At 69.7% G+C, this 26549-nt stretch carries 35 protein-coding genes; 19 read left to right on the forward strand and 16 right to left on the reverse strand.

The features are described 5' to 3' along the window. Positions 1 to 133 precede the first annotated feature (133 nt). Both ACWGIF_RS12905 and ACWGIF_RS12910 read left to right on the forward strand, forming a co-directional pair. The gene (locus tag ACWGIF_RS12905; protein WP_453495324.1) at positions 134 to 307 is read left to right on the forward strand and encodes a hypothetical protein; all 174 of its coding nucleotides are present in this window, start codon (positions 134 to 136) and stop codon (positions 305 to 307) included. A gap of 146 nt (positions 308 to 453) precedes the next feature. Further along, positions 454 to 1110 (forward strand): TetR/AcrR family transcriptional regulator, encoded by a 657-nt coding sequence (locus ACWGIF_RS12910; RefSeq protein ID WP_453495327.1) that lies wholly within the window; start codon positions 454 to 456, stop codon positions 1108 to 1110. A 43-nt stretch (positions 1111 to 1153) separates the two neighbouring features. Here the strand turns inward: ACWGIF_RS12910 and ACWGIF_RS12915 are convergent, their stop codons facing one another. From ACWGIF_RS12915 to ACWGIF_RS12950, 8 genes are read right to left on the reverse strand one after another with little or no spacing between them, the layout of a single operon-like run. Next, a complete protein-coding gene (locus tag ACWGIF_RS12915; protein WP_453495330.1) occupies positions 1154 to 1567 on the reverse strand; it encodes a gas vesicle protein K in 414 nt (137 codons plus the stop codon). After that, positions 1557 to 1778, reverse strand: a complete 222-nt coding sequence (locus tag ACWGIF_RS12920) for a gas vesicle protein (RefSeq protein WP_453495333.1) — start codon at positions 1776 to 1778, stop codon at positions 1557 to 1559. The genes ACWGIF_RS12915 and ACWGIF_RS12920 overlap by 11 nt, the downstream gene beginning before the upstream one ends. Further along, positions 1775 to 2665, reverse strand: coding sequence for a GvpL/GvpF family gas vesicle protein (locus tag ACWGIF_RS12925; RefSeq protein ID WP_453495336.1), 891 nt, complete (start codon positions 2663 to 2665; stop codon positions 1775 to 1777). The genes ACWGIF_RS12920 and ACWGIF_RS12925 overlap by 4 nt, the downstream gene beginning before the upstream one ends. Continuing rightward, the gene (locus ACWGIF_RS12930; protein ID WP_453495339.1) at positions 2662 to 3087 is read right to left on the reverse strand and encodes a gas vesicle protein; all 426 of its coding nucleotides are present in this window, start codon (positions 3085 to 3087) and stop codon (positions 2662 to 2664) included. The genes ACWGIF_RS12925 and ACWGIF_RS12930 overlap by 4 nt, the downstream gene beginning before the upstream one ends. A 22-nt stretch (positions 3088 to 3109) precedes the next feature. After that, positions 3110 to 3358, reverse strand: a complete 249-nt coding sequence (locus ACWGIF_RS12935) for a gas vesicle protein GvpG (protein ID WP_453495342.1) — start codon at positions 3356 to 3358, stop codon at positions 3110 to 3112. 47 nt (positions 3359 to 3405) lie between these two features. After that, complete coding sequence (locus tag ACWGIF_RS12940; RefSeq protein ID WP_453495345.1) at positions 3406 to 4122, reverse strand: GvpL/GvpF family gas vesicle protein; 717 nt, start codon at positions 4120 to 4122, stop codon at positions 3406 to 3408. A gap of 3 nt (positions 4123 to 4125) precedes the next feature. Continuing rightward, on the reverse strand, positions 4126 to 4593 hold the full coding sequence (locus ACWGIF_RS12945; RefSeq protein ID WP_453495348.1) for a gas vesicle structural protein GvpA: 468 nt from the start codon (positions 4591 to 4593) through the stop codon (positions 4126 to 4128). A 28-nt stretch (positions 4594 to 4621) separates the two neighbouring features. Beyond that, on the reverse strand, positions 4622 to 4996 hold the full coding sequence (locus ACWGIF_RS12950) for a gas vesicle protein GvpO (RefSeq protein ID WP_453495351.1): 375 nt from the start codon (positions 4994 to 4996) through the stop codon (positions 4622 to 4624). Positions 4997 to 5192: 196 nt separating this feature from the next. On the opposite strand from ACWGIF_RS12950, the gene ACWGIF_RS12955 reads away from it, so the two are divergent. Both ACWGIF_RS12955 and ACWGIF_RS12960 read left to right on the forward strand, forming a co-directional pair. Next, on the forward strand, positions 5193 to 6170 hold the full coding sequence (locus ACWGIF_RS12955) for a histone protein (RefSeq protein ID WP_453495354.1): 978 nt from the start codon (positions 5193 to 5195) through the stop codon (positions 6168 to 6170). Between the two features lie 9 nt (positions 6171 to 6179). Continuing rightward, complete coding sequence (locus ACWGIF_RS12960; protein WP_453495357.1) at positions 6180 to 7310, forward strand: SRPBCC family protein; 1131 nt, start codon at positions 6180 to 6182, stop codon at positions 7308 to 7310. 178 nt (positions 7311 to 7488) lie between these two features. On the opposite strand, the gene ACWGIF_RS12965 is transcribed toward ACWGIF_RS12960, so the two are convergent. Then, positions 7489 to 7662 carry a CsbD family protein gene (locus ACWGIF_RS12965; RefSeq protein ID WP_453495360.1) on the reverse strand — a complete coding sequence of 58 codons (174 nt, stop codon included), beginning with the start codon at positions 7660 to 7662 and terminating at the stop codon, positions 7489 to 7491. Positions 7663 to 7793: 131 nt separating this feature from the next. On the opposite strand from ACWGIF_RS12965, the gene ACWGIF_RS12970 reads away from it, so the two are divergent. Next, positions 7794 to 8111, forward strand: coding sequence for a hypothetical protein (locus ACWGIF_RS12970; RefSeq protein ID WP_453495363.1), 318 nt, complete (start codon positions 7794 to 7796; stop codon positions 8109 to 8111). Positions 8112 to 8264: 153 nt separating this feature from the next. After that, positions 8265 to 8588: a plasmid stabilization protein gene (locus tag ACWGIF_RS12975; RefSeq protein WP_453495366.1), complete on the forward strand. Its 324-nt coding sequence runs from the start codon at positions 8265 to 8267 to the stop codon at positions 8586 to 8588. A gap of 97 nt (positions 8589 to 8685) precedes the next feature. Here the strand turns inward: ACWGIF_RS12975 and ACWGIF_RS12980 are convergent, their stop codons facing one another. Then, positions 8686 to 9015: a hypothetical protein gene (locus tag ACWGIF_RS12980; RefSeq protein WP_453495369.1), complete on the reverse strand. Its 330-nt coding sequence runs from the start codon at positions 9013 to 9015 to the stop codon at positions 8686 to 8688. A gap of 295 nt (positions 9016 to 9310) precedes the next feature. Between ACWGIF_RS12980 and ACWGIF_RS12985 the strand changes: the two genes are divergently transcribed. Continuing rightward, entirely contained in the window at positions 9311 to 9745 is a 435-nt protein-coding gene (locus ACWGIF_RS12985) for an Hsp20/alpha crystallin family protein (protein ID WP_453495372.1), read from the forward strand. Between the two features lie 105 nt (positions 9746 to 9850). On the opposite strand, the gene ACWGIF_RS12990 is transcribed toward ACWGIF_RS12985, so the two are convergent. Both ACWGIF_RS12990 and ACWGIF_RS12995 read right to left on the reverse strand, forming a co-directional pair. Further along, on the reverse strand, positions 9851 to 10192 hold the full coding sequence (locus ACWGIF_RS12990) for a hypothetical protein (protein WP_453495375.1): 342 nt from the start codon (positions 10190 to 10192) through the stop codon (positions 9851 to 9853). 149 nt (positions 10193 to 10341) lie between these two features. Further along, positions 10342 to 10620, reverse strand: coding sequence for a GlsB/YeaQ/YmgE family stress response membrane protein (locus ACWGIF_RS12995; protein ID WP_453495378.1), 279 nt, complete (start codon positions 10618 to 10620; stop codon positions 10342 to 10344). 131 nt (positions 10621 to 10751) lie between these two features. On the opposite strand from ACWGIF_RS12995, the gene ACWGIF_RS13000 reads away from it, so the two are divergent. The 12 genes from ACWGIF_RS13000 to ACWGIF_RS13055 all read left to right on the forward strand — a co-directional run bounded on the left by ACWGIF_RS13000 (position 10752) and on the right by ACWGIF_RS13055 (position 21617). Next, entirely contained in the window at positions 10752 to 11798 is a 1047-nt protein-coding gene (locus ACWGIF_RS13000; protein WP_453495381.1) for a YihY/virulence factor BrkB family protein, read from the forward strand. Positions 11799 to 11884: 86 nt separating this feature from the next. Then, the gene (locus tag ACWGIF_RS13005; protein ID WP_453495384.1) at positions 11885 to 13276 is read left to right on the forward strand and encodes a M20/M25/M40 family metallo-hydrolase; all 1392 of its coding nucleotides are present in this window, start codon (positions 11885 to 11887) and stop codon (positions 13274 to 13276) included. Between the two features lie 248 nt (positions 13277 to 13524). Beyond that, positions 13525 to 14709, forward strand: coding sequence for a zinc-dependent alcohol dehydrogenase (locus ACWGIF_RS13010; RefSeq protein ID WP_453495386.1), 1185 nt, complete (start codon positions 13525 to 13527; stop codon positions 14707 to 14709). 177 nt (positions 14710 to 14886) lie between these two features. After that, the gene (locus ACWGIF_RS13015; protein WP_453495389.1) at positions 14887 to 15276 is read left to right on the forward strand and encodes a hypothetical protein; all 390 of its coding nucleotides are present in this window, start codon (positions 14887 to 14889) and stop codon (positions 15274 to 15276) included. A gap of 237 nt (positions 15277 to 15513) precedes the next feature. Then, on the forward strand, positions 15514 to 15750 hold the full coding sequence (locus ACWGIF_RS13020; RefSeq protein ID WP_453495392.1) for a hypothetical protein: 237 nt from the start codon (positions 15514 to 15516) through the stop codon (positions 15748 to 15750). A 96-nt stretch (positions 15751 to 15846) separates the two neighbouring features. Next, complete coding sequence (locus ACWGIF_RS13025) at positions 15847 to 16731, forward strand: SDR family oxidoreductase (protein ID WP_453495395.1); 885 nt, start codon at positions 15847 to 15849, stop codon at positions 16729 to 16731. Positions 16732 to 16925: 194 nt separating this feature from the next. Further along, a complete protein-coding gene (locus tag ACWGIF_RS13030) occupies positions 16926 to 17612 on the forward strand; it encodes a HemK2/MTQ2 family protein methyltransferase (RefSeq protein WP_453495398.1) in 687 nt (228 codons plus the stop codon). After that, positions 17596 to 17850, forward strand: a complete 255-nt coding sequence (locus ACWGIF_RS13035) for a CDGSH iron-sulfur domain-containing protein (RefSeq protein WP_453495401.1) — start codon at positions 17596 to 17598, stop codon at positions 17848 to 17850. The genes ACWGIF_RS13030 and ACWGIF_RS13035 overlap by 17 nt, the downstream gene beginning before the upstream one ends. Beyond that, complete coding sequence (locus ACWGIF_RS13040) at positions 17850 to 18872, forward strand: iron-containing redox enzyme family protein (RefSeq protein ID WP_453495404.1); 1023 nt, start codon at positions 17850 to 17852, stop codon at positions 18870 to 18872. Before ACWGIF_RS13035 ends, ACWGIF_RS13040 begins: the two co-directional genes overlap by 1 nt. 471 nt (positions 18873 to 19343) lie before the next feature. Then, positions 19344 to 19793: a ribosome-inactivating family protein gene (locus tag ACWGIF_RS13045; RefSeq protein ID WP_453495407.1), complete on the forward strand. Its 450-nt coding sequence runs from the start codon at positions 19344 to 19346 to the stop codon at positions 19791 to 19793. 259 nt (positions 19794 to 20052) lie between these two features. Beyond that, entirely contained in the window at positions 20053 to 20877 is an 825-nt protein-coding gene (locus tag ACWGIF_RS13050; protein WP_453495550.1) for a hypothetical protein, read from the forward strand. An 83-nt stretch (positions 20878 to 20960) separates the two neighbouring features. Continuing rightward, positions 20961 to 21617 (forward strand): class F sortase, encoded by a 657-nt coding sequence (locus ACWGIF_RS13055; RefSeq protein ID WP_453495410.1) that lies wholly within the window; start codon positions 20961 to 20963, stop codon positions 21615 to 21617. Between the two features lie 82 nt (positions 21618 to 21699). Here the strand turns inward: ACWGIF_RS13055 and ACWGIF_RS13060 are convergent, their stop codons facing one another. Genes ACWGIF_RS13060 through ACWGIF_RS13075 form a run of 4 tightly spaced genes read right to left on the reverse strand, consistent with a single transcriptional unit; the run spans position 21700 to position 26487 of the window. Then, positions 21700 to 22455 (reverse strand): class I SAM-dependent methyltransferase, encoded by a 756-nt coding sequence (locus ACWGIF_RS13060; protein WP_453495413.1) that lies wholly within the window; start codon positions 22453 to 22455, stop codon positions 21700 to 21702. A 48-nt stretch (positions 22456 to 22503) separates the two neighbouring features. Then, complete coding sequence (locus ACWGIF_RS13065) at positions 22504 to 23703, reverse strand: aminotransferase class V-fold PLP-dependent enzyme (RefSeq protein ID WP_453495553.1); 1200 nt, start codon at positions 23701 to 23703, stop codon at positions 22504 to 22506. Position 23704: 1 nt separating this feature from the next. After that, entirely contained in the window at positions 23705 to 25024 is a 1320-nt protein-coding gene (locus tag ACWGIF_RS13070; RefSeq protein WP_453495416.1) for a pyridoxal-phosphate dependent enzyme, read from the reverse strand. Further along, positions 25021 to 26487, reverse strand: coding sequence for a Y4yA family PLP-dependent enzyme (locus ACWGIF_RS13075; protein WP_453495419.1), 1467 nt, complete (start codon positions 26485 to 26487; stop codon positions 25021 to 25023). Before ACWGIF_RS13075 ends, ACWGIF_RS13070 begins: the two co-directional genes overlap by 4 nt. Positions 26488 to 26549 lie beyond the last annotated feature (62 nt).

The raw sequence follows: 26549 nt of genomic DNA on the forward strand, positions 1-26549 counted from the left end.
CTCCACTCCCGCCCCGCCTGACTGGCTCCTGCCCCGCGCCGGCCACCGCATACACGCCCGGCCGGCCCTGTCCTTCGTGCCTGTTCCGACCCACCCGGGGTATAGGCCCTATGCCATAGGAAAGGGGGCGGAGATGAGCGCCCGGGAGAAGACGAAGGCCAAGGCCGAGCAGGTGATCGGGAAGGCTGTGAGGAAGGCGGCGCATGCCCTGGGCAACAAAACCACCGAGGCCAAGGGTGCCGCTCTGGAAGCCCGCGGTAAGGCACGGCAGGTAAAGGAGAAGGGAAAGGACGCTTTCAGGTTCTGAGCATCAGGCGGTGCAGGAGAATCAGCGGACGACTACGAACCGGCGGACATGCGGACAGGCGCTGACCACCTGAGACGAGCCGAAAAGTGGAAACTACCGCAGCCCCTCGCGAGCGATAGGGTGTATCTCGCGAGGAGGAGGCTGTCATGGGTGGAGCTACGACGACTCCCCGCGAACGGTACCGCCAGCAGGTACGCGCGGAGATCAAGGAAATGGCCTGGGAGCAGATTGCCGCTGCGGGGGCGTCCGCACTCTCCCTCAATGCGATCGCGAAGCACATGGGCCTGAGCGGGGGCGGCCTCTACCGTTACTTCACGAGCCGCGACGAATTGGTCACCGAACTCGTCCGAGACGCATATCAGAGCCTGGTCGGCACCTTCCGAGCGGCCACCGCCAAAGGAGGCGCCGACCTTTCCACGCTGGCCCTCGCGCTGCGCGCGTGGGCCCTTGATGATCCGCAGCGGTATTTCCTCGTCTACGGCACACCTGTCCCCGGATACCACGCTCCCGACGATGTCGCCGCAATGGCGTCGGAGATCATGGGGATGCTCCAGGATGCGTGTGCCGAGCTGCCCGTCGATGCCCCTCCGCCGGCCCCGCGGGCTCCTGAGACGCACCTGGACCCCCATCGGGAGGGGACGACCGGGCATCCTGCGCCTCCCGCAGCCCTGCGGCTGGCGGTCTCCTCCTGGGCCCGCCTGCACGGCGTCCTCTCCCTGGAACTCGGCGGCCATTTCACCGGCACGGGGTTCGACCCCGCCGTGCTCTTCCAGACCGAGCTGGACGTGCTGGCGGCCCACTGACCGAGCGGCCGGTCGCGCCGGGCACTGCACAGGAGGCTGCTGGTCAGTCGCGGGGTGGGAGCAGGGGACCGAGTGGGCCGAGGTCGAGATTGAGGTCTTCGAGGGCGAAGCCGTGTTGGGCGCACAGGTCGGCGAGGCTGTCGTGGAGAGCCAGCAGGGTGGCGCCGAGTTCCTCTTCCTGCTGGTCGGTGAGGTCGCCGGCGTCCACGCGGCGCAAGGCCTGCCGTTCGATGAGCTGACGCAGGAGTTCGACGATGGTGAGGACGAGTTTGAGGAGGTCCTCTTCGACCGTGTCGCGATCGGCAACGATGCGGTGGGCGGGGCGCGGCCGTCTGTCGTCGTGAGGGGTGGGGGGCGCCTGGACGAGCCGGAAGGCGCGCGACATGGTGTCGCCGACGTCGCTCAGGCTCGCGGCCGGGCCAGGGCGCTGCTCGGGCGGGCGGCGTTCATCGCTCATCGATACCGCCGCCCTGGGTCGTGGAGAGTGCCGTCTCAGAGCTGACGGAGACGATGAGCGCCCGCAGCGATATGCGGACGAGGTCGATGTCTGCGATGGACAGGACGATGTCGCCGGTGATGACCACTCCGCCACTGAGCAGCCGGTCGAGGAGATCGACCAGCGCGACCTGGCGGCCGGGCAGCGGTTCACCGTGCTCCGCGAGCGTCATGGTGCCCGCTTGTGGGCGTGGTCCTGGCCCTGGACGTCGTCGGACGGGTCAGGGGCCCGGGTGGCGACTGGGGTGTCGGGCGGGGGCATGGCGAAGGAGTACGGAGCCCAGGGGCCGGTGACTTCGATGCTGATGTCGGGGAAGTCCTGGGCGGCTTGCGCGATGGCGGTTCGGAACCGCTCCGTCTCCTGGTCGGGGACGAGATAGGCGTCGTTGAGGACGTTCTCCCGGGGGCCGGTCAGGGCGCCGCTCTGAGGAGCGTGGCGTACGCGTTGCGAGGTATGGCGGGCGGCGATCGCGTCGATGGCCGCCGCGGCCTGCTGTGCCTGCCGGTAGACCCGTTCGCGGGTGTCGTGCTGGGCTCTGCGGCGTTGCAGGTACGCCTTGCCCGGCGTGGTGGGGGCGGCCGCGCCGACGTCGGCGGACGGCTCGCCCGTGGTGGGAGGGGCGAAGGGCGTGAGATAGATCTTGACGCCGTACTCGGTGTGGGCTTCGAGATGGGCCAGTCGCCTGGCGAAGGTGTCACGCTGTTCGACGAGGGCTTGGCGGGCCCGGCTGTCGTCCTGGTAGACGGTGGCCATCCGCAGGGGCAGGACCGTTGCGTGGGCGGCGACGGTTTGCACCACCTCGTGGTGGGCGCGGGCGACGTACTCGAGCCAGTGCACGTCCTCGAAGTGCTCTTTGAGTGCGATCTCGTTGAAGTCGCGTGCGGACACTGCGCTGATGACAAAGGCAAGGGCGGCGTCGGAGGCATCGGACGACGTGTCGAGCAGGAGCCGGACGGGTGCTCGGTCGATGCCGCTCAAGCCGGCGAGAGCTTCCCGCAGGGGTTCCGTCGGCCGGGCGACGGCGTAGACATAGGTGAGGGTTTCCAGAGGTGTGTTCACTGTCTGCGCCCCCTGCCTTCCCGGCCGGGACGTCCGCTGTCGGGTTCTTCGTAGGGCGGCCGGTCCTGAGGTTCGCCCTCGCCGATCCGCTCGTGGCGCAGGGCCTCCAGCTCGGCGCGCAGGCGGCGGTTCTCCTGCTCCAGTGGGCTGCCGGTGTGCCGCGTGGACAGCGAAGGGTCGTGTTCCCACCAGTCGATGCCCATCTCCTTGGCCTTGTCGACGGAGGCGATCAGGATCCGGAGTTTGATGGTCAACAGCTCGATGTCGAGCAGGTTGATGCGGATGTCGCCCGCGATGACGATGCCCTTGTCCAGGACCCGCTCGAGAATGTCAGCGAGGCTGGACGAGGAGCTCGGTCCGTACGGAACCGGGGTGGCGCGGGAGGGGAAGGCGCCGAGTCGGCCGGGGAGGGGTTCGGTCACGATGGCTTGCTCGCTTTCCCGGTCAGGGCATCTGTTGCCGGTATTGCGCGATCTCTGTCAGCCGCTCGAGGAGCTCGTCCTCTCGCTCGTCGAACGTTTCCTGGTCGATCTCTCCCCCGACCAGCCGCTGCTCCAGATCGGCGAGTTCGCGCCAGATGGGGGCGGGGTCGTAGTACTCCTCTTCCGCCTTGTCGACGACGCGCTGGGCGACCCACACCACGGCCCGCATCGGCGCGGCGGGGAGCGTCAGCAGGTTGGTCAGCAGTCCCATGATCCTTCCTCCTTCCTGTTGTAGGGCCTTCCATGGGCGGGCCGGTCTTACACGAAGCTGTACGGAGGCAGGGGGCCCGTGAAGCGCAAGTCGACGCCGCCACCGATCTGGCGGGCCAGGTTCGCCTCCGCGGTGCGGAATGCTTCCTTCTGCTCGTCGGGGACGAGGAGCGAGAGGTTGAGGAAATCGCTCTGGGAGGGTGGGTGGGCGACGTGTTCGCGCGCGAAGGGCAGCAGCGCCTCGACGAGGCCGGCCGCGAGGCTCTCCTGCCGTGCCTGGACCTCCTGGGCCACCAGCTCCCCCAGGGCGAGCGGCAGTTGGGGATCTTGGTCGCCTCCGCGGATCCGGTCGTTCAGTTCGCGGGCCTCAGGCACGTCTTCGAGGATCTGGTGCAGCAGCGGTTCCTGGTCCTCCTGTGAGGCCCTCACGTGGTATTCGGCGCATCCCTCAAGGCGCTGCAGAGTCGCGAGGTAGCTGTCCGCGTTCGCCTCCAGAGCCTGCCGCACTTCACGATCATCAGAGGCGGTGTAGCCGAACTGCAGCGGCAGCGTCAAGCCGTCCGCCATCAGGCGTTCCTGCACCTCCTGGTGCACCAGGAGGTCGCGGCGCTTGGGCCTGATCTCTTCGGAGATGTCGCTGACGACCGCGCACAGGGGCCCGGCGGTAACCGTCCGCAGAGGTGCGCCGCGGGTGCCCACGCCGGTCATCCCGTCAAGGCGGCGAGGATGGGTCGGGGCGGTGATCGAGTACACGTAGAGCGCCATCGGTCACTCCTTCTCCCGGCGTACCGGGCGCCGGGCCGGGCGCCGCCGCTTGGGGGCGGCCTCCACTTCCTCTTCCTCCTGCTCGTCCTCCTCGGGCTCCTGAGAGCGGGAGGACCTGCCGGTCAGGGAGTCGGTCACCGCGTCGACGGCTCCGCTCAACGCACCCTTCGTCTTGCCGCGAGCGCCGCCTTCGAGCATGTTCCCCATGACTTCGGGCAGCTGGGCGGGCGCCTTGCGGCCCGCTTCCAGGTCGAGGCGGTTGCAGGCCTCCGCGAACCGGAGGTAGGTGTCTACGCTGGCCACCACGATCCGCGCGTCGATCTTGATGAGCTCGATGCCCACCAGTGAGATGCGGACGAAGACATCGATGACCAGACCGCGGTCGAGAATGAGTTCCAGGACGTCGTAAAGGCTGCTCGTGCTGCCTCCTCCCCTGGAGACGGCACTGCCGCCCTGCGGCACCATGGTCATGGCGCCTCCCTTCCTCGGAGGCCTGCACTCAGGTCGTCCGGTCGATCATTCCTCGGCTGTAGCGGCGGGTCCGCTCGTAAGAGATCAGCTCGCCGTCCTCGTCGAGAGCAACTTTGTAGCTGGCCATCACGCTCGTGGTGTCCGGGATGCGCTCCAGCTCCACCACCTCCACCTGCGCCACCCAGCCGTCTTCCGTCGGCTTGAGCGAGGACACGGAATCGGGGTGCCGGCCCAGGAGTTGAGCCAGCTGCTCGGCGGCCGAGCGCATCGCCGACGCGGCATTGGGTACCCCCGACCGACGCCGGGAGGCAGCCCGCCGGGGCGGTTGCCTGTCCTGCTCGTCACCCGCTCCACCGGCGTGCGATGACGCACGCCGCGGGCGTGGAGTTTCTGCTGCGGCCATAAGTCACTCCCCTGGGGAGACGGCCTCACAGAAACTAGAATGTCACTAAATGCGCGCATAAGTCTTGCGATGAGGGCAGGAGCTTTCTGAGGCCGCCCCGGCAGGGACCCGCTGTCGACCGGCGGCGCGCACACCGCGGTCCGCTGTTCGCGGGCGGCGCCATCGAGTCCGCAAGTGCCCTGACAAGGGGATGACCATGGACGACACCACCAAGATCGCACTCGCGGCCGCCGTGGTCGGGGGCTATGTGCTCGGCCGGACCAAGAAGGGCCGCCTGGCTTTCACCGCGGCGACCTATCTGGCCGGCCGGCGCTTCGGCCTCGAGCCCGGGCAGCTGATGAAGGAAGGCCTTTCCCGGCTCAAGGAGATGCCGCAGTTCGCCGAACTCGGCGAGCAGCTGCGCGGGGAAGCCCTCGACGCGGGCAAGCAGGCCCTGAGCGCTGCGGCCAACCGCAAGCTCGGCGAGCTCGCCGACACCCTCCACGACCGCACTGCCGAGCTCACCCGTGGCGGCTCCAGCCGTGACGAGGACGAAGAGGAAGAGGAACCCTACGAGGACGAGGCGGAAGAGGACGAGGAGGAGGAAGGCGCGGAGCCCGAAGGCGAAGCCGAGGAGGATGAAGCGCCGGAGGAAGAGGAAGAGGAAGAGGAGCCGGAGGAGGAAGAGGAAGAGGAGCCGGAGGAGGAAGAGCCGGGGGAGGAAGAGGAGGAAGAGCCGGACGAGGAAGAGCCGGAGGAGGAAGAAGAAGCGCCTCCGCCACGGCGTCGGCAGGCCCGGACTCCGACCCGCAGTCGCGCAGCCAAGCCCGCCGCCCCCGCTCGGAAGACCGCAGCCAAGCGGGCCGCCCCCGCCAAGAAGACGGCGCCCGGCAAGGCCACCGGCACCAAGTCCGCGGCCAAGTCCACACCTGCCAGGAAGGGCGCCGCCTCCAAGGCCTCACCCTCCAAGAGCGCCGCCAAGAAGACCGCGGCGACGCCGAGCAAGAAGTCGACAGGGCGGACCCCGGCGCGCAAGACGGCCGCCAAGAAGTCCGCGACGGCAGCGCCGAGCAAGAAGTCGACAGGGCGGACCCCGGCCCGCAAGACGGCCGCCAAGAAGACCACAGGTCGCGGCCCCGCTCGCAAGACGGCCGCGAAGAAGACGGCGGCACGCAAGCCGTCCGCGCGGAGGTAGGGGTAGGCCATGGCAACCTCAGACCGCGCCAACGCGAAGGAACCGTCGGGGCTGGACCAGCTCCTGAACGAACTCTCCGGGTTCCTCGCCGCCCAGGCGGACCAGCTCGCCGACAAGGCGACCGACAAACTCGGAGACATCACCGACCAGCTCTACGACGTGGCCCAGAACGGAGGCAAGCTCTCCGACGTCGCAGGAATCGGCGGCCGGCTCCTCCAGGGCGACTCCCCAATGAAGGCCTTTGCCGGCCAGAAGTTCGGCAACCTGAAGGACAAGGTGACCGACACCGTCTCCCAAGCCTTCGGCAAGGGCCGAGGGCGCAAGAGCGGCGGCAAAGTCGTCAACATCGTCGAAGCGATCGACGTCGGACTGCCTCTGCGCACGACCTATGACCACTGGACCCAGTACGAGAACTTCAGCAGCTTCGCCAAGGGTGTTCGCGACGTCTCACGCGACGACGAGACCAGCAGCGACTGGAAAGTGAAGGTAGGCCCCTCCACCCGCTCCTGGAAGGCAACCGTCCAGGAACAGATACCCGACGACCGCATCGTGTGGACCTCATCGGGCGCCAAGGGAACCACTCGCGGCTGCGTCAGCTTCCACGAACTCGCTCCGTCGCTCACCCGCATCGTCATCGTGGTCGAGTACGCCCCGTCCGGGCTGTTCGAGAAGACGGGCAACATCTGGCGCGCGCAGGGCCGCCGCCTGCGCCTGGATCTGAAGAACTTCCTGCGCTACGTCACCCTCACCACGGACGAGCCCGAGGGCTGGCGCGGCGAAATCCAGGACGGCGAGGTCGTCGTGACGCACGAGGAGGCCTTGGAGGAAGAGGAAGCCCAGGGCGAGGAAGAGCCGGAGGGTGAAGAGGAAGCCGAACAGGGCGAAGAGGAAGCCGAACAGGGCGACGAAGCAGAGGCGGCAGAGGACGAATACGCAGACGAAGACGACAGCGGAGAAGAACCCGAGGACTACGAGACGGAGTACGAGAACGAAGACGAGGCGGAGGGCGACACGTACGACTCCGACGAGCCCGAAGACGAAGGGCCCGAAGACGAGGAGGCGGAGGAAGAGGAGGCCGAACAGCCCGAGGAGGACGAGGAAGAAGTGCGTCCTCGCCGACGCCGCAGGCAACCTGCCTGATCCGGGCCGGGCCTCTGGGCCGGGCCCTTCAGAGAAGGCCGGCATCGAGGGCCGACGGGAGTGCACCTCCTGTCGGCCCTCCCGCACGCTGCCCCGGTACCCGGTATCTGAGCTGAGCAGGAGGAGAGGCCGGCAGGAGCGTCTCCTGCCGGCCTCTCCCGCCCCCGCAGGGGCGGTGTCAGTGCTTGAGTGTGTCCTTCGCCTTCTGACCGGCCTGCTTGGCATCACCTGCGATCTGCTCGCCCCGCCCCTTCATCTCCAGGCTCTCGTTCCCGACAGCCTTCCCCGTGGTCTCCTTCGCCTTGCCCTTGGTCGACTTCGCAACGTTCTTGATCTTCTTGCCTGCGCCCACGCCTCTCACCTCCAAGCGCCGCCCAGCACGGGCGTGGCGACGCCAATCAAGCCTTTACCCGCATTGGGGGCGAACATGCGATATGAGGGCAAATCCGTCATGGTGGCCACCCCCACTCGTAGGGTCGGGCCATGACCGAGAACGAGATCAAACTCAAGGCCATTGCCGCGCTGACCGCTCTGCGTGGGGGAGTCGAGGAGGGCCTCGTCTCCGAACTCCTGGGGGAGACCATCCCCGAGCAGTTCGCGGTCCCGGCCGGCGCCTCTGCGGAAGAGGTCGGCGGCGCCCTCCTGGACCAGCTGTCCGCCCCGCTGAGCGCCCTGGTGAGTGGTTTCATCGCCGCTTTCGAGGCGGTCGCCGACGCATACGACGCGACGGGCTTCGAGCCCGAGACCGAGCTGATCCTGCAGGAACTGGCCCTCCGCCTCGCTCGAGACGACTCGGAGTGATGACCTCGCTCCGGCGGGAACTCACCGGCGTGCGGACCTCTCCAGCAGGTGAGAACCCCTGAATGAGGTGACTCGAGAGGGGAAGGCGCAGGGCGGACCTGGTGGCGCACGGCCACCACGTCGATCCCACGTACGACCAGGGAGTGAGTCATCATGCCTCGTGGTTCCAGCCCCAAGCGTGAACGCCAGTACGAACACATCAAGGAGAGCGCCGAGCAGCGCGGCGAGAGCACCGAGCGTGCCGAAGAGATCGCAGCACGCACCGTCAACAAGGAACGCGCCCGCGCCGGCGAGTCGAAGACCGCGAGCCGGTCTTCCCTGCAGGACATGTCGTCCTCGAAGCGTGGTGGACAGCGCTCCCACAGCGGCTCGCAGGGCCCCACGAAGGAGCAGCTGTACAACGAGGCCAAGCAGCGGGGCATCGAGGGCCGTTCGAAGATGGACAAGGCCGAACTCAAGCAGGCCCTCGGCCGCTGACGCACCGGCGGTAAGAGTACGGCCCATTCCGTATCGGGCGCCTCGTCGGCGGTGGACGGGGGCCCGTTCTCCGCATGGTGTGCGGTCCGAGATCTGATCAGGCGGGGCGTGGTCTCTTCGTGACAGCGGGGTCGGGGAGAACCGTGCCGGCGTTCAGTGGGAGGGTCGCTCCGCCCCGTATGGCGTGGATGACCGCGTCGTGCAGGGCGCGGCTCGCGTCCTCACTGGGGCACGGTACGGGGCTGCCCACGAGCGGGAGCCAGTCGGAGGCGCCGCTGTACTGCACCGTGACGTGTGCCAGACCGTCGACCTCGGTCCAGGTGGTGTGGACGTCGAGCTCACCGGTCAAGACGGGGCCCGCCTCGCCGGTCTCGACCCCGTTCCGTCCGGCGAAGATCCCCCGGGTGGTCCATGATGCCCAGCTCATCCGGCCTCCCTGGTGCGCGTTGTTCTGCCAGTGTGCACGCGTCGGCCTCCGCGTGCCCCCGCAGGCCGGAAGTCACGCGGGAGCAGCGGTTTTGGCGGCAGACCCCAGGCGGTGCGGCGCCCCTCCGCAGCCTTCAGCGCAGATTCAGCCCCTGCATGTCATCGATTCGATGTCTTTCCTGCTCGTCATCCTAAGGGTGACGTCCTGCTTGTCATCGTTCCGATGACATGTTACAACGGAAGCACGTTGAAGCGCATGGGCAGTTCCTGCCTGAACCGACTGGAGGTGTTTCGCGATGTTGATGCGCACTGACCCGTTCCGCGAGATGGACCGGATCGTCCAGCAGCTGTCCGGTGCCTCGGGCACGTGGTCGAAGCCGTCCGTGATGCCGATGGACGCCTACCGCCAGGGCGACGTGTACGTGATCGCCTTCGACCTCCCCGGCGTGAGCACCGAGGCGATCGACATCGACGTCGAGCGGAACATGCTGACCGTCAAGGCCGAGCGCCGGCCCACCGACAAGTCCGACGGCGTGCAGATGGAACTCTCCGAGCGGCCCCTCGGCGTCTTCTCCCGCCAGCTCATGCTGGCCGACACCCTCGACACCGAACACATCGAAGCCGACTACGACGCGGGTGTCCTGACCCTGCGCATCCCGATCGCCGAGCGGGCCAAGCCCCGCAAGATCAGCATCGGCGGCGAGTCCGGCCGCAAGCAGATCTCCGGCTGAGCGCACCCGGCGAACAGCCGGAGATCCGCTCCGCCCCCGCCTGAGGTGCTCGCGGCGGAGGACCAGGCTCTGATCCCCTCCGCCGCACCGCCGTACCTCCGCGACTCAGAGTTCGGGCTGGTGGGTGGGGTTGATGACCAGGAGCCACTCGTCGCCGCGCTCCTCGACGGCGAAGCCGGCATGACGGAAGGCTGAGGCGAGGGCGAGCCCGAAGGCGCGGCGCAGCCCGGGCAGGTCATTGCGCGTGCCGGTCCGGGTGCGGCGGGGGCCGCGGCGCCGTACCCGCCCCCGCAAGCGCTGGATCTCCTCGGGCATCCAGCCGACCATGGCGCCGCGGGCGTGCTGGATCACATGGACGCCTTCCGTACCGGCTGCGGCGGGGGCGAATCCTGCTTCCTGCAGCACGGAGCCCACGGCGGCCAGGAACTGCGCTTCCGGATCATTCACGGTTCGAACTGTAAAGGCGCTCCGCCTTGTGGACGTCCGAGGGGCACGGGCGTGTCCGGCGGTCGCCCATGGGGCGAAACGAACGGCTCCCCCTCGCAGCTCGTGAGGGGGAGCCGTTCGCGGTGGACCGTGCGGCCCGCCGCCCTGCGTCAGGCGTGCCGGTGGGAGTGCCGGTTTCCGGCGACGAGGCGGTACAGGGCCAGGAGGATGAGGGATCCGATGATGGCGGCGATCCAGGTGGACAGGTCGAAGAACCCGTCGATGGAGTCCACGCCGAAGATGACCTTGCCGAGCCAGCCGCCGAGCAGGCCTCCTGCGATGCCGATGAGGGCGGTGATGATGATTCCGCCCGGGTCCTTGCCCGGCATGAGCGCCTTGGCTATGAGGCCGGCCAGCAGCCCGATGAGGATCCAAGCGATGATGCCCATAATGCGTCTCCTGCCTTGCGCTGGGAGGTCGGTGTCAGCTCGCTTATGCACGCTGCGCGCGATTCCAAACGTTCCCTGCACGGCGTCGCGTGCCCTGGCATGAATGGCGCCGAGGTGGAGAGCCGCACACCATGAAGCCCATACCGAAGCAGGACCACGACGGTGAACCGGAGCGGGTGGACGGCGGTCGGCAGGCCGTGGCGGGCCCCGGCGAGCAGGTGGAGGAACGAGCGCCCGACCAGCTCACCGACCTGCCCAAGCGTTCCTGGAAAGGGGTGCTGCGCGGCACCCTGAAGGAGTTCAAGGACGACGAGCTGGCCGACCGGGCCGCAGGGCTGACCTACTACGGCGTGCTTGCGCTCTTCCCGGCCCTGCTGGTGCTGGTGTCCCTGCTGGGCATCGCGGGCGAGTCGACGACGCAGCGGGTCCTGGACAACCTGCGGAGGCTGGCACCGGGCTCCGCCCGGGACGTGATCAGCAACGCGGTGCAGCAGCTGCAGGGCAACGCCGGTGTCGGCTCGCTGGTGGCGATCGTGGGGCTGGTCGTCGCGGTGTGGTCCGCCTCCGGCTACATCGCGGCGTTCATCCGCACCTCGAACGCCGTCTACGACATGCCCGAGGGCCGCCCGGTGTGGAAGGTGCTGCCGCTGCGCCTCGCACTCACCGTCACCCTGATGATCCTCGCCTGCGCCAGTGCACTCATCGTCGTCTTCACCGGCGGCCTGGCAGAGCAGGCCGGCGCCGCCCTGGGCGTCGGTGACAGTGCGCTGACGGTGTGGTCGATCGCCAAGTGGCCGGTCCTGGTGCTCCTCGTCACGATCATGATCGCGCTGCTGTACTGGGCTGCGCCGAACGCCAAGGGGCGCGGGTTCAGGTGGGTGACCCCCGGCAGCTTCCTGGCCCTGGTGATCTGGATGATCGCTTCGGCCGGCTTCGCGTTCTACGTCGCGAACTTCGGCTCCTACAACAAGACGTACGGCACGCTCGCCGGCGTGATCGTCTTCCTGGTCTGGCTGTGGATCACCAACCTCGCGATCCTCCTGGGCCTGGAGTTCGACGCGGAACTGGCCCGCCAGCGGGCGATCGCCGGCGGTCTGCCCGCTGACGAGGAGCCTTACGTCCAACCGCGTGACACCCGGGCATGGAGCGAGGCGGACCAACGCCGCATGGAGCAATGAGCGCACCGGATCGACGTCGCCGGCCGCCTTGTCCGGAGCCGGTGGAGGAGACGGTTGGACCGTGTGACGCCGGGCAGTCGCCGAGCATGAGCGCCGCAGGTACCTCCGTGGAACTCGTCGGCATGCCCGGGCAGGACGCCGTGGCCGAGCTGGCCGACTGGGTGCGCATCGAGTCCGTCTCGTCCGATCCTGGCCGGGCGGATGACGTACGGCGTTCCGCCCGGTGGCTGGCGGAAGCCCTGCGGCGGGACGGTTTCCCCCGCGCGGAGGTATGGGAAACGGACGGCCTGCCGGCCGTCTACGGCTGCCGGCCGGCCGCCGACGCCGACGCGCCGGTCCTGCTGGTCTACAGCCACCACGACGTACACGCGGCCGACCCCTCCGAATGGCAGGTCACCGCCCCCTTCTCACCGCTCGGGCGTGACGACCGCCTGTACGGCCGGGGCGCGTCCGATGCCAAGGGGCAGATCATGTGCCACCTGTGGGCTCTGCGCACGCATCTCGTGGAGCGCGCCGCCCCCACCGTCACGGTGAAGTACTTGATCGAGGGGGAGGAGGAGATCGGTTCCGTGCACCTGGCGGATCTGCTGGCCGAGCATGCCGACGACCTGGACGCGGACGTGGTCATGATTTCCGACTCCATGCTCTGGTCCTTGGACGAGCCGACCGTCTGCGGGGTGGTCCGCGGGTCGGTCACCGCCACCCTCACCGTCCGTGGTGCCCAGCGCGACATCCACAGCGGGGCGGTGTCCGGCGCTGCGGCGAACGCGGCCTTCGAGCTCTGCAGGTTGCTCGGGCTTCTGACCGAGGAGTCCGGCCGGATCACCTTGCCGGGTTTCTACGATGCGGTGGCCGACCCGGGCACGCACCTGCGCACGACGCTGGACACGATGCCCTTCGACCTGCCGGCCTGGCTGGCCGACACGGGTACGTTCGAGGCCGTCGGTGAAGAGGGGTTCACGGTGCCGGAGCGCCTGTGGGCCCGGCCTTCCGTCGAGGTCGCCCGGCTCACGGCCGGCCGCACCGATGCGCCCGCGCTCGGACTCATCCCGGCGGAGGCGGCCGCTGACGTGTTGCTCAGGCTCGTACCGGACCAGCGTGCCGATCAGGTAGCCGACCAGCTGCGCAGTTGGCTGGACGGGCACCGTCGACCGGGCTTCACCTACGCCCTGGAGGTCTCCTCCACCATCTCGGACCCGTATCGAACGCCGCCGGATCATCCCGCCCTGGCGGCTCTGACCCGGGCGGTCGGCCATGCGTACGGGGCTCCGGCGCGGCACATCGGCAACGGCGGGGCCACCCCGGCCGCGCAGCTCGCGCGCGCTTGCGACGCGCCCGTGCTCTTCTTCGGGACGGGCCTGCCCGGGGACCGCTGGCACGGCCCCGAGGAGAGGGTGGAGATCCAGGCACTTCGCCTCGGTGTCCGTGCGCTGGCCCGGTTCCTCGGCGAACTGCGGTCAGAGCTCGGGCCCTCCTGAGGGCGGGGGCACGAGCCGTCACCGCGGCCGCGCCCGCGACAGGTCCCCCTTCTCCGGCGGGGGGCCGGTGAGAACGGGTGGGGTGGATGTCAGGCACGCAAAAGAGGAAAGCCCGCCCACTCCGGTTCGTCGGCAGGGCCTGGGGCACGCGCACCTTGGGGGCACGGGGCAGCACGGACTGACAGACACGGACTGACAGACAGGACTGACAGAACGGACGAGGACAGTCGGCAAGGAGGCAAGGCATCATGAGGGCACTCACATGGCACGGCAAGCGGGACGTACGCGTCGACACCGTGCCCGACCCCGTCATCCGCGCAGACGACGACATCATCGTCAAGATCACGACGACCGGCCTGTGCGGTTCCGACCTGCACCTCTACGAAGTCCTCGGCGCGTTCCTCGATGCCGGCGACATCCTGGGCCACGAGCCCATGGGCATCGTCGAAGAGGTCGGGCCCGGGGTCACGGAGCTGAAGCCGGGGGACCGGGTGGTGGTCCCCTTCAACATCTCGTGCGGGACCTGCTACATGTGCGCCCGGGGCCTGCAGTCCCAGTGCGAGACGACGCAGGTCCACGAGCACGGCACCGGTGCGTCGCTCTTCGGCTACACGAAGCTCTACGGGCAGGTGCCGGGCGGCCAGGCCCAGTACCTGCGGGTCCCCTTCGGCAACACCCTCCCCATCCGGGTTCCGGAGGGGCCGCCCGACGATCGGTTCGTCTACCTGTCGGACGTGCTGCCCACGGCCTGGCAGGCGGTCGCGTACGCGGACGTACCGCAGGGCGGCAGCATCGCCGTGCTGGGCCTGGGGCCGATCGGCGACATGAGCTGCCGGATCGCCGCCCACCGGGGTGCGGATACGGTCATCGGCATCGACCTCGTTCCGGAACGCCTGGACCGGGCCCGTGGGCGCGGTTTCCACACCCTGGACGTCCGGCAGAGCGGTGAGGACCTGGTGGACGCCGTCCGCGATCTGACCGGCGGCCGGGGTCCCGACGCCGTCGTCGACGCCGTGGGGATGGAAGCCCACGGCAGCCGCGTCGCCGCCGCCGCACAGGGCGTGACCACCCTCCTGCCCGACGCCCTCGCCGCGACCATGATGAAACGCGCCGGGATCGACCGGCTCTCCGCGCTGTACACCGCCATCGACCTCGTGCGTCGCGGCGGCACCGTTTCCGTGTCCGGGGTGTACGGCGGCGCAGTGGATCCGCTGCCGCTGCTGACCGTGTTCGACAAGCAGCTCACCCTGCGCATGGGCCAGGCCAACGTACGGCGCTGGGTCGACGACATCCTTCCGCTGCTCACCGACGGAGATCCGCTCGGCGTGGACGACTTCGCCACGCACCGCCTGCCCCTCGAAGAGGCTCCGGACGCATACGAGATGTTCCAGAAGAAGCAGGACGGCGCCGTCAAGGTCCTCTTCAACCCGTGACACGGCTGCGCCCTGTCCCACCGGTACGCCGCTCCAGGTGGGGCAGGCCGCGGGAGTCCCCTTCCATACGGCTGCCCTACGACGCGACCGTCCGCATAAATGGTGGGACGATGTCATTACCACCGGTACGGGCGTATATACCCATGCGTCCCACCCGAGACAGATAGCAGGCGAGGAATGACGAAGCAGCCGAAGTCATCGCACCCCAAGCACGGCGAGGGCCCCAGCCGCCACGAGGGCACGGAGCAGCACGGTTGGTCGCCGGACGTGGACGCGACGAGTCAGCAGGAGAATCCGAGCGCCCACCGTTCCTTCCACCCGGACGAGTACGCCCCGTCCAAGGGCCCCGGCCGAACGGTGTCCAAGGAAGAGGCGGGCGACCCCCACGGCAAGCCGGTGAAGAGCCAGAGCAAGCGCGGGGAGGAGCAGAGCAAGGGCTCCGACGAGCAGGGCATGCACGACCTCGGACCGCAGGGCCGGTCCGGGCGTCCGAGCGGAAGCAAGGACGCTTCCGCCTACACAGGGGTGGACCCCCAGGACCCGCCCGGCAAGCGCAGCGCAGGGTAGGGCGTGTCTGAGCGGTCGCGGTCGGGCGCCGTCGCCGAGGGCCGTTCGCCGGCGCCACCCTCCGGTCACGGCGCCGCCGTCCATGTCGGTTGCCCCTTGCGCGAGTCACTCGCGTGAGTCGCGTGAGTTGCGCGAGTGAGGTGCCGAGGGCGGGGCAGGCGAAGGAGGAAGGACGGCAGGAATTTCACCCTGTCGTCCCCCGGCTGTCCTGTCCGACCCCGCGTGCAAGGAGTTGCCATGCACAGTGCCCCGCCGGAGCCTGAACTTCCGGACCCTGTACCCGAGAAGCCTGACGCCGTCACACCTGACCTGCCCCCCGTCGGGCCGGGCGCCCCCGACATCCCGGACGCCGCGGCCGGACCCCGGAGCAACGCCCCCGACGGCCCCGACGGCCCCGAGAAGGGGGGCAGCGAGGAGGGCGAGCGGCCCGCAGCCGGCCCGGGCAACGCCAAGCCCCAGGAGCCGACCGACTGACCCGCGACCACCCGGGGGCACATGCCGGAAGTACGGGCGGCCTTGCGGCCGGCCCGTGCAGGCCGGCGTACGCAGATGGGCGGAGGCACAGTGAGCATGCGGACACGCGCTCAGCCCCTCGTGGGCCGCACGGTGGTGGTGACGGGCGCGGCTCGGGGAGTGGGAGCCGCGCTCGCCCGGGCTTTCGACGACCGGGGCGCCCGGCTGGCCCTGCTGGGCCTGGAGGGTAGGCGGCTGGAGCACCTGGCCGGGACACTGCGCAACGAAGCCGCCTGCTGGCACGTCGACGTAACCGATGACGCGGCCATGGCGGACGCCGCCCGCCACGTTCGGGCCCGCCTCGGGCCGGCGTCCGTGGTGGTGGGGAACGCCGGCATCGCCGAAGGCGGACGGTTCGCCGATTCCGACCCGCGCACCTGGCGCCGCGTCGTCGAGGTCAATCTCATCGGCAGCGCGGTGACCCTGCGCTCTTTCCTGCCGGACCTCTTCGACACCCGCGGCTATTACCTCCAGGTCGCCTCCCTGGCCTCCATGGGGGCGTCGCCGCTGATGAGCGCCTACTGCGCTTCCAAAGCCGGCGTCGAGTCCATGGCCCACGCCCTGCGCGCCGAGCTCTCGCCCCATGGCGTCGGCGTGGGAATCGCCTACATCAACTGGACCGACACCGACATGATCCGGGACGCGGACCGTCATGCCGTCCTGCGGGAGCTGCGCGCCCACATGCCGCCGCCCGCGCGCAAGGTGTACCCGGCCGAGTACGTCGCGGACCGGCTGGCGACCGCGGTGGAGCGCCGCAGGGCTACCGTCTACGTGCCCGCCTGGCTGCGTGCCGTCCAGCCGGCCCGCGCTGCCCTGCCGCCCCTGGTCACCCGCCTCGCACGCACCGAACTGCCCCGCCTCGAGCGTGCCACCCCCTTCGAGGCCACGGGCCTGCTGGGGGCCGGCGGGCGCGCCGACGACGGACTCCGCAACTCCCCCTGAAGTCCTTGCGCACCTCGGGGGCGCGGCACTCTGCGAAGAGCGGGCATTCGCGGCCGTCCCGACCGGGCGGGGTTACGTCTGATGCTCCGAAGATCGCGGGAAACCCGAATGGGGGGCCCTCTTGGGGGCAGTCGCAGCATGCCGTCAGCGGAGGCGGCCTGCACGGCGTGCAGCTTCCACCTCGGAGGTACGCGATGTCCAGTACGGCTCTGACCCCGGGAAGGCTGTCCGGCGCACTGGTCGCCCTCCCGAGCGTCTACCGCCCCCAGGCGGACACCTGCCTGCTCGCCGAGGCACTCGCCCACGAGCAGCTCGGGCCTGGTACGGAAGTCCTGGAAATCGGCACCGGGACCGGCGCCCTGGCTCTGCACGCCGCACGCAGAGGCGCCGGGGTCACGGCGGTCGACGTCTCCTGGCCCGCGGTGGTGACGGCGCGCCTGAACGCCCTGCTCCACCGGCTTCCCCTCCGCGTGCTGCACGGCGACTTCGCGGCACGCACCGCCGGCCGACGCTTCGATCTGGTCGTCTCCAACCCACCGTACGTGCCTGCTCCGGGGGTGCGGTTGCCCTCGCGTGGCCCTGCCCGAGCCTGGGACGCAGGTCCCGACGGGCGCATGATGATCGACCGGATCTGTGCGACCACCCCGGCTCTGCTGCGTCCCGGCGGTGTTCTGCTCATGGTGCATTCGGGCATGTGTGGGCCTCAGGCGACCGTGGACCGGCTGGCCGGGGCGGGACTGGCCGCGGAGATCACGGCGAAGGTGTCCGTCCCCTGGGGCCCGGTCCTGCGTTCGCGACGGGGCTGGCTGGAGCAGCAGGGGTTCGCGAGCGAAGCCGAGCAGTGGGAAGAGCTGGTGGTCATCCGTGCCCGGAATCTCTGACGGCGACCGGTGCCCCGCGTTCGCGGCCGTGCCCGCCCGCCGGGTGTGGGTGGACCCGCAGGGGCCGGTCCTCGTCGAGGGCCCCGTCGAAATCGTTCTGGACGACGGGACGGTCGCCCGGTCCGACCGCTTCGCGGCGGCCGTGTGCACGTGCCGTCGCAGTCGTACGTATCCGTGGTGCGACACCAGCCACCGCCCCCGCGAGCGAACCACGCCGACCGAGGACAGGAACCTGTGATGCCCGTTCCCAGCCCGAGCCCGGCGGCCACCGCTGCCGCCCCCCGCCTGGTCGAAGGGCGTGGCGACTTGTCCCGCGCCGTGACGGAGGCCCTGCGCTCAGGCGGCACGCCGCGGTACTCCACCGCGGCCGTGCGCGCGGCCGACCCGTGGGGCGAGGACCTCCAGCTCGCCCTCTACCTGCTGTACGAGTTGCACTATCGCGGCTTCGACGGGGTGGACGACGCACGCGAGTGGGACCCTGACCTGCTGCGGCTGCGCCAGGCTGTGGAAGCCCGTTTCCTCGACGCCCTGCACACCGGGCTGTCCGACGCCCCCCGGACGGTCGAGGACGCCTTCGGGCCGCTCCTGGTGGAGCCCGTAGACCTCTCCGGAAGCCTCAGCCGCCACCTCGAAACCGACGGGGAACTGTGGCAGCTGCGCGAGTACGCGACCCTGCGCTCCCTCTACCACCTCAAGGAAGCCGACCCGCACGCCTGGGTCATCCCCCGCCTCACCGGGCGGGCCAAGGCCGCCATGGTCGCCATCGAATACGACGAGTTCGGCGCCGGCCGCGCCGACCGGATCCACGCACGGCTCTTCGCCGACCTCATGGCCGACCTCGGCCTCGATCCCGCCTACGGCCGGTACCTGGACCACGCGCCCGCGCCCCTCCTCGCCACCGTGAACCTGATGTCCCTCTTCGGGCTCCACCGCGCCCTGCGAGGCGCTCTCGTCGGTCACTTCGCCTGCGTCGAGGTCACGTCGTCACCCGGGTCCAGGCGCCTGGCCAAGGCCATGCGGCGCTGCGGTGCGGGACCCGCGGCCGAGCACTTCTACGCCGAACACGTGGAGGCCGACGCCGTCCACGAACAGGTCGTACGCCACGAGGTGATCGGCGGGCTCCTCACGGACGAGCCCGCCCTGGAGGCCGACATCGCCTTCGGCTGCGCGGCGACCGTTCTGCTGGAGGACCGCCTCGCCGACCACATCCGTGCTGCGTGGGCGCAGGGGCGCAGCGCCTTGCGCAGACCGCTGCCGTAAGGCTCACACCCAGGGGGGAGTGGCGCCGGGCGGCGGGGCGCAGCCGCGGCCGGTGCGCAGGCTCCGCAGGTCGACGACCGCCTGGAGTTCCCCGTGAGTTCTTAGCATCAGAGGGCAAGTATTCGCTCCGCCGCCGAAGGAAGGGCTAGAAAGAACTCGACCTAACCAGGCCCGGCGACACGGATGATGAGAGCCGTCGTCGATCGGGGTCATGTCGAAGGCGGTGGTGGTGTGGCGCGCCAATACAACAGGGTCGAACCGGCTGTGGTCGGGGATCCTCCCGGGAGTCCGAGTTGCGAACTCCTCCACCTGACGGATTCCGTCGTACTGGAACCCATGTCGTTTTCCGTGGAGGACGCGTCGGTGGAGGAGTACCGGCTCCTCGTCTCCGCCATCCGGTCCAGAGCAGCGGAGGCGCCGCGATTTCCCAGGAAGGCGGGAGGCGGGGAGGGGAGAGTGCGATACCTCCCCGTGAACATTCGGCTGAGAGGCCTGTCCATCGAGCTCTACGTCGAGTTCCGCCCGCAGAACTCGGGCGACTCGGCCGTGCGGATCGTCGGATTTCGCAACACCTTCGAAGACGGACAGGCCCCGCCCGAAGCGTACTTCCGTCACGTGCGGGACTCGGTCGTACCCCCGGGCATCCCCCGAGCGGCGGCCCTGCCGTTCGACGGAGGATGCCCCGCCCTGGAGGCGGCGGCCGATGCGCGGCGCACCATCCTCCCCCTCGGGCGCCGTCCCCTGATCAATGCGGTCATCTGGTTGCATCGGAACAGCGATGCGAAGTGCACGGCACGCGGGATTCTCGTGCTTTCGGAGATGCTCTGCGCGGCGGCCCGTTCCCCCCTGCTCGCAGAGAGCGTGGCACGCATCTGGATGACCGGTGGACCGCTGTCGACCGCGACATGGGCAGCCGCGTAACCAGCGGACGACCGATTTCTCGTGGTGGGTGGCGACGACCGGCCGACCGGGATCGTCCATGACCGGCCCGGCTCTCGATTCCGAAGCGCTTCACTGCTCGGGTCCAGGATGCCGGCCGTCGGGAAAACGCTTCGAACGAGCACCAATCCCATGGCGTCGATGCCTCGAAGAAACAGCGAGATCCCTCTCCGGGAATCATTCCACCCCCGTACGATCTGCGATTCCCTCCCCGGGAATCCATGGAACAGGAGTGAATGTGATAGTCAAGCGCGCTGGTCGCCGTCTCGTGGTACTAGCCACCGTGCCCGCCGCCGTGTTCCTGACGCTGGGCCTTTCAGGTCCAGCTCTCGCCGAGGGTGGGAAGGCGTACCAGATCGACCTGGCGCAGCTGAACGAATCCGGTTCCCGAGGCACCGTCATGCTCAATCTCAAGGGCAACCAGCTGACCGTGCAAATAGAGTCCGAGGGCATGGTGCCCGGACAGCCGTCGGCTCAGCATCTGCACGGCTCCACCAAGGGTCACGACTTCCACTGCCCGGATGCCAGCGACGACACCAACCGCGACGGGATTCTCAACAACACCGAGGCCACCGTCGACTACGGCGACATCAACATCTCGCTCACCACGTCCGGGGACACGAAGGCGGCCAGCGGCCTCGCCGTGGACCGCATGCCCGTCGCCGACAAGCAGGGCAAGATCTCCTACGAGCGGACGATCGCCGTCGGTCAGGACGTGGTCGACCACATCAAGGACCTGCACGTCGTACAGCACGGCATCGACCGCAACGACAACGGCAAGTACGACTTCGACGGCGCCGGCAAGAGCGAGCTCGATCCGAAGCTGCCCCAGGAGGCCACGGCGCCGACCAACTGCGGAGAGGTCAAGGGCGCGGCCGTGGGGTCCGTTCCGGTCGGCGGCATCGAGACCGGCGGCGGTTCCCCGCAGAGCGCGGCGCTGCCGATCGCGACGACGGCCGGTGCGGCAGTCGTCGTGTACGCGGCGATGGCGGGCGTGATCGCCGCAGCGCGGAGGCGGGCCGTTGTGGTCCCCGGCCGTACGGAGACCCCCGGGGGCGGCGCGTGAAGTGCACGCCGGTCTCCGCACCTACGGTGTCCGCGGGGTGGCCTCGCCGCCGTCGGAGCACGGGTCCCCTGGCCGCCGCCGTCTTGGCCGCGTTGCTCCTCGCGGGGTGCGCCGGCCAGGACAAGGGGGCGCCGCCGCCCGCCCCGCAGGGGCAAGCCCCGCAGAGCGGGACACCGGCCGGCGGCGGCGTCGCAGGCACTCCTGCCGGCAAGGCCCCCGCCGGCGGCAACGGCACATCGTCCGAGGGCGGGGCCCAGAGCGGTACGGGCCCGGCCGAGGCCGCCCTCGCCCGTTCGGAGCCCCAGAAGATCACGATTCCGTCCCTCGGCGTTTCCAGCACCCTGGAGACGCTGCGGCTGAACCAGGACGGAACGATGGAGACTCCGAAGAACCCCGGTCTCGCGGGCTGGTACGAGCCGGGGCCCACCCCCGGCTCCCAGGGGCCGGCGGTGATCGCAGGCCATGTCACGTGGAACGGCGCGGCGGCCGTGTTCGAGAAGCTGAAGACGATGAAGGCCGGTGACACCATCAAGGTGACCCGGCGGGACAACAAGACGGTCACGTTCACGGTGAACCGGGTCGCCGAATACCCGAAGGCCGAGTTCCCCACGCTCGAGGTCTACAAGAATCTCGATCACGCGGGCCTTCGCCTGGTCACCTGCGGCGGCGAATTCGACCCGAAGAAGAACTACTACGACAGCAACGTGGTCGTGTTCGCCCGCATGACGGGGACCGCGTAACCAGGACGGACGGATACGGGAAGGGCGCCCGTCGGCCGCAGGATCGTACTGCGGCCGACGGCCCCGACGTCGTGTCCGGTGTTCAGCGGACGGCGGCCAGGACGTGGCTGGGGCCCACCTGCCAGACGGCTCCCACGTGCTCGAATCCCGCGTCACGCAGCAGGGCGACATGGCCGGAGAGGGTCAGGTCGTTCCCCTCGCAGGGCGGCCGCCCGTCGTGACCGCGCCCCGCGAGGAGGGGGGCGAGCTCAGGGTCGGCAGCCGCGCTCGACCACCAGGACTCCCAGTCCTCGCGAGAGGAGAGCGCATTGCGCTCGGCGTGGCGGCGCCCGATGTCCAGGGCGAGTTCGGAGACCTTCGTGGAGTCCGGGCTGATGTGGTCCCCGTTGATGAGGATGCCGCCGGGGCGCAGGCGGCCGGCCAGTTCCCGGTAGACCCGCCGCAGGGTCTCCGTCCCCAGGTAGTGCAAGGCCGTGGTCGACACCGCCGCGTCCACGGGCCGGTCCAGCGCGAGCGCGTCGAGCCAGCCGGGCTCGCCGATCACCGCCTCCACGTAGCGCAGGGCGGCGCCGTAGTGGGCGCTGCCCAGCTCCAGGAGCAGCGGATCCGCGTCGATCGCCAGGACTTCGGCGGCCGGAATGCGGTCCGCGATCCGTGCCGCCAGGCAGCCCGGTCCGCTTCCCAGGTCGAGCACCAGTGGTGCGTGCCGGCCGTGTGTCACGTGCTCGACCAGGTCGGTGATGACCTCGAACCTCTCCTCGCGGTCGACCGCGTACCGCTGCTGCTGGCGTTCCCAGCGCTCCACCCAGCGGGTGGCCGTCGCCGTGCTCATGCTCATGGTGGATCGAGTTGCCTCCGTCGCCACGACTCATTCCGTTAATGGAAATCATTGCAGACTGGCGAGGGTGGAGAGCAGCCCTTCGATCTCCTCAGGTGTGTTGTGCACGTGGAGGCTCACCCGCACCGAGCCCTCCTTCTCGCCCGCGCCCGCCTGACAGTGGCCGTCGGACCGCACCATCAAGCCATGGCTGTAGAGGATGAAGCCGAGGTCGTGCGCGTTGACCCCGCGATGCCGGAACGTCACGAGGCTCCGGCGCCGCTGAACCTGCGATCCGGCCGCAAGGCTCGATCGGCAGCCCAGGACCTCGTAGGCGCCCATCCTGCTCAGTCCATCGGTCAGCCGGGCCGTGAGCGCCACCGTCCAGCGTTCGATCCGGTCGACGCCGGCGGCGTCCAGCCAGTCGAGCGCCGCCGCCAGGCTGGCGACGCCGACCGTGTTCGGTGTGCCCGACCAGCCGCCGGGGCGGAACTCCGGCCCTCGCCGGCCGCGGGCCCACACCGCGCCGGTGCCCGGCAGGGCCAGCGCCTTGTGGCCGGAGAAGACCACGAAGTCCACGTCGAGGTCGGCCACGGAGAACGGAAGGTGGCCGACGCTCTGCGCGGCGTCGAGGCAGATGGGCACCTCCGGCCCGACCACCCGCCGTACGCGGTCCACGTTCAGGTCGACGCCGTACACGTGGTGCACGTGGGTGGCGGCCACGAACCGGGTACGGGGACCGACGATCCCGGCCAGGGCCGCGGGATCGTAGTCACCGGAACCCGCCTGACGGGGCAGCTCCCGGACGACGATCCGGACCCCTTGGCGCGCCAGGAGTTCCCGCACCTCCAGCCACGGGGACAGGTTCGCCTGATGGTCGGCGAACGGGACGACGATCTCGTCACCGTCGCCGAGCAGGCCGGCCAGCCAGTCCCGTGCCACCGTGCGCAACCCTTCGGTGGCGCCGCTGGTGAAGTGCACCGTCGACCGCCCGGGATCCGGATCACCCAGGAATTCCTTGACCTGATCGCGGGTGCGTTCCACCAGAGCGGTCGTGGTGTTGGCCCAGGGGTACGAGCCCCGGCCCGCGTTGGCGTTGGAGGTGACGAGGTAGTCCTGCACCGCGTCCAGCACGGCCTGCGGCTTCTGGGCCGTGGCCGCGCTGTCCAGGTAGGCCAGTTCCGGATGCGCGGCGATGATCGGGAACTGGGCGCGCAGCGGAAGCTGCCAGGCGGCGAGCTCGGAGATGTCGTCGAGAGGGTCGGTCATCTCACTCACGCACCAGAGGTGCGCCCGCGTCCCGCCAGGCGATGATCCCGCCGGCCAGGCTCCGTACGTCCGGATGGCCCATCCGCGTCAGGAGTGCCGCGTACCGGGCGGACTTCTCACCGACCGGACAGGCCAGCAGAACCGGCCGGCTCTTGCTGAAGGGCAGTCCCCCACGCAGGAGTTCGTCGAAAATCTCGTCCACGATGTTGACCGAGCCGTCGATGTGGAGGGCCGCGTAGGCGAACGGGCCGCGCAGGTCGATCACCAGCGGGCGCTGTGCCTCGATCCACTTCTGCGCGTCGTGAGCGTCGATGACCGATGCGCCGCGCACCTCGGCGCCGCTCAGGGACGCCACCGAGTTCCTCGACGGAGGCCGGCCGAACAGCTCCGGCCGGCGTTGCCGCAGATAGCCGAGGTAGGGTTCCGCCCGGTCGCAGACGATGAAGACGGCCGTCCTTCGGGCCGGCAACGCCGCGTCGAGCGGGCGCAGATGCCGTACGGCGCCGTGGTACGCGGCCCCGCCCGTCGGCCCCGCGAGCATCCCGCAGCGGCGGACCAGCGTCAGCATCCCGTCGATGGCCTCGTCGGCACTCACCGGCTCGATCGCGTCGTACGTGGCCGGGTCGAAGAGACCGACCTGCTGCACCTCGTCGGCGTTGCGGATGCCGGGGATGAAGTCCGACTTCTGCCCGACCAGGCCGACGACGCTCACCCCGGGGTCCCGCGCCCGCAGGGCCCTGGCCACCCCCGAGGACGATCCCGCGGTGCCCACACAGGCGATGAACCAGTCGGGCGCCCGGTCGTCCAGATCCGCGATGATCTCCGGGCCGGTGCCCGAGGCGTGCGCCTGCGTGTTACGGGCGTTGAAGTACTGGTCCGTGTGGAAGTGGGCACCGTCGGGGCGGCTCAGCCGCTGGTGGAAGAGGGTCAGCGGGTCGTCGGGATTGGTCGGGTCGAGGCACTCGGTCTGGCCGGGCAGCTCCTCGATTTCGGCGCCCAGCAGCAGGAGCAGGTCCCTGACCTCCGGTATGCGCATGCGATTGGTGACACTCTTGAACGACAGCCCGTGCATGCCCGCGATGAGGGCCAGGGCCTTGGCGGTGTTCCCGCTGGACAGCTCCACGATCGTCTCGCCGCGCTCCTCGGCGCCGGGCAGGCCGTCGCGGACCATGTTCCAGGCGGCCCGGTCCTTCAGTGAACCGAAGGGGTTGAGCATCTCCAGCTTCGCGTAGAGATCGATGTTGCGCAGGCCGTGTACGGCCGGGTCGATCAGGACCAGCGGGGTGTTCCCGATGGCCTCCGTGATGCTGTCGTACCTCATGCCTGCTGTCCCCCCATGTGTCCGACCGGCCAGTACTGCTCGTCAAGGCACCAGTGCCAGGAACCCCCTTCCTCGCGGACGGCGACTTTCCGCGCGAGGGGCTGCTGTTGCGCGTGCGTGGCGGTGAAGTCCATGCAGTAGCCGGCCGTGTTGACGAAGGCGAGGAGGTCACCCGGCTGCGGCAGCCGTGGCAGGAAGACGGTTCTGCGGGTGATGAGGTCCGCCTCCAGACAGAGGTTGCCCATGAGGTGGACGCCCACGGGCCCGTCGGCCCCGGTCGTCGCGCCGTCACGGGGGAGGAGCACGGGGTCCATGAGCACTCCGTGGTCCTCCAGGCCCACGTCTCCCGCGTTCATCGCGAGGCGCACCAGGGGCTCGCCGGACTCCGTGGACCGTACCTCCAGCACCTTGCCGAGAGACAGGCCGCACTGGTCCGCCAGGGCCCGGCCCGGTTCGGCGTACAGATCGGTGAGGTTCTCCAGCAACAGGGTGCCCAGCGGGCGCCCGAGGCCGGGTGCGGGCCGACCGAGCAGCTCGTCCAGATACGCGGCGCCGGCGACCGGGCGGTGTGCCGGGTAGAGGCTCAGCGATCCCTTGAGAGTGCCGTTCTCCGCGCGCAACCCGTAGCCGTGGCCGCCCCAGGTCATGGCCGGGCGCCTGCCCATGACCGCGTGGGTGAGTTCCGTGGTGTAGCGGTCCCACTGGTCGGCGCGCGCCAGGTAGTTGATGCCGAAGCCGCCGCCCACATCGATGGCGCGCGGCTGGAAGCCACGTAAGCGCAAGTCCTCCACCGCCCGCAGGCACCCTTCCAGCGCCGTCGTCTTCTCGTCCAGGCTCGTGGTGTCGAGGTGGTAGCCGACGCCGATCGGCTCCAGTGCGTCCTGGTGGCGTTCCAGCGTGTCGAGAAGGCCGTCGAGGGATGCGAACGCGGTGCCGAAGCGGCTGCGGCGCGAGAGCATCCGGGCGCCGGAGGTCTCGAAACCCGACAGCCGCAGCACCACCCGCAACCGGGGCAGTTCGTACGCGCGTACGAGGCGTGCCGCCTCCTCCAGCTCCGTGGCCCCGTCGGCGTTGACCGTGACCCCGGCGTGAGCGGCGAGCCAGAGGAACTCGGGGTCCTTCGGCCCGGTCGCCATGATCCTGTCACCCGTGAATCCGGACCCGAGGGCATGCTGCAACTCGCCGACGGACGCGGCGTCCAGGGCGGCGGCGGTCGGCGCGAGCCGCCGCACCAGGGCGCTGGAGCGGTTCGCCTTGTGCGCGAAGAAGACCCGGCCGGCGAGCTGGTGCCGGCGCAAGACGGAGCGGAAGCGCTCCGCGTTCTCCGCGATCTGTTCCGGCAGCACGATGTTGAGGGGCGATCCCAGTGCGGCCACGAGCATGTGGAGGAACGACGCCGACCCGAGCAGGGCCGCCAGGCGTTGTTCCAGACGCGGTTCCAGGTACAGCGGTGCGTTGCTCATCCCAGCTGTTCCTCCCCGACGAGGCATACGTACCGGTTTCGGCAAACGGCCATACGACCGTA

The organism is Streptomyces sp. NPDC054849, assembly GCF_053610945.1.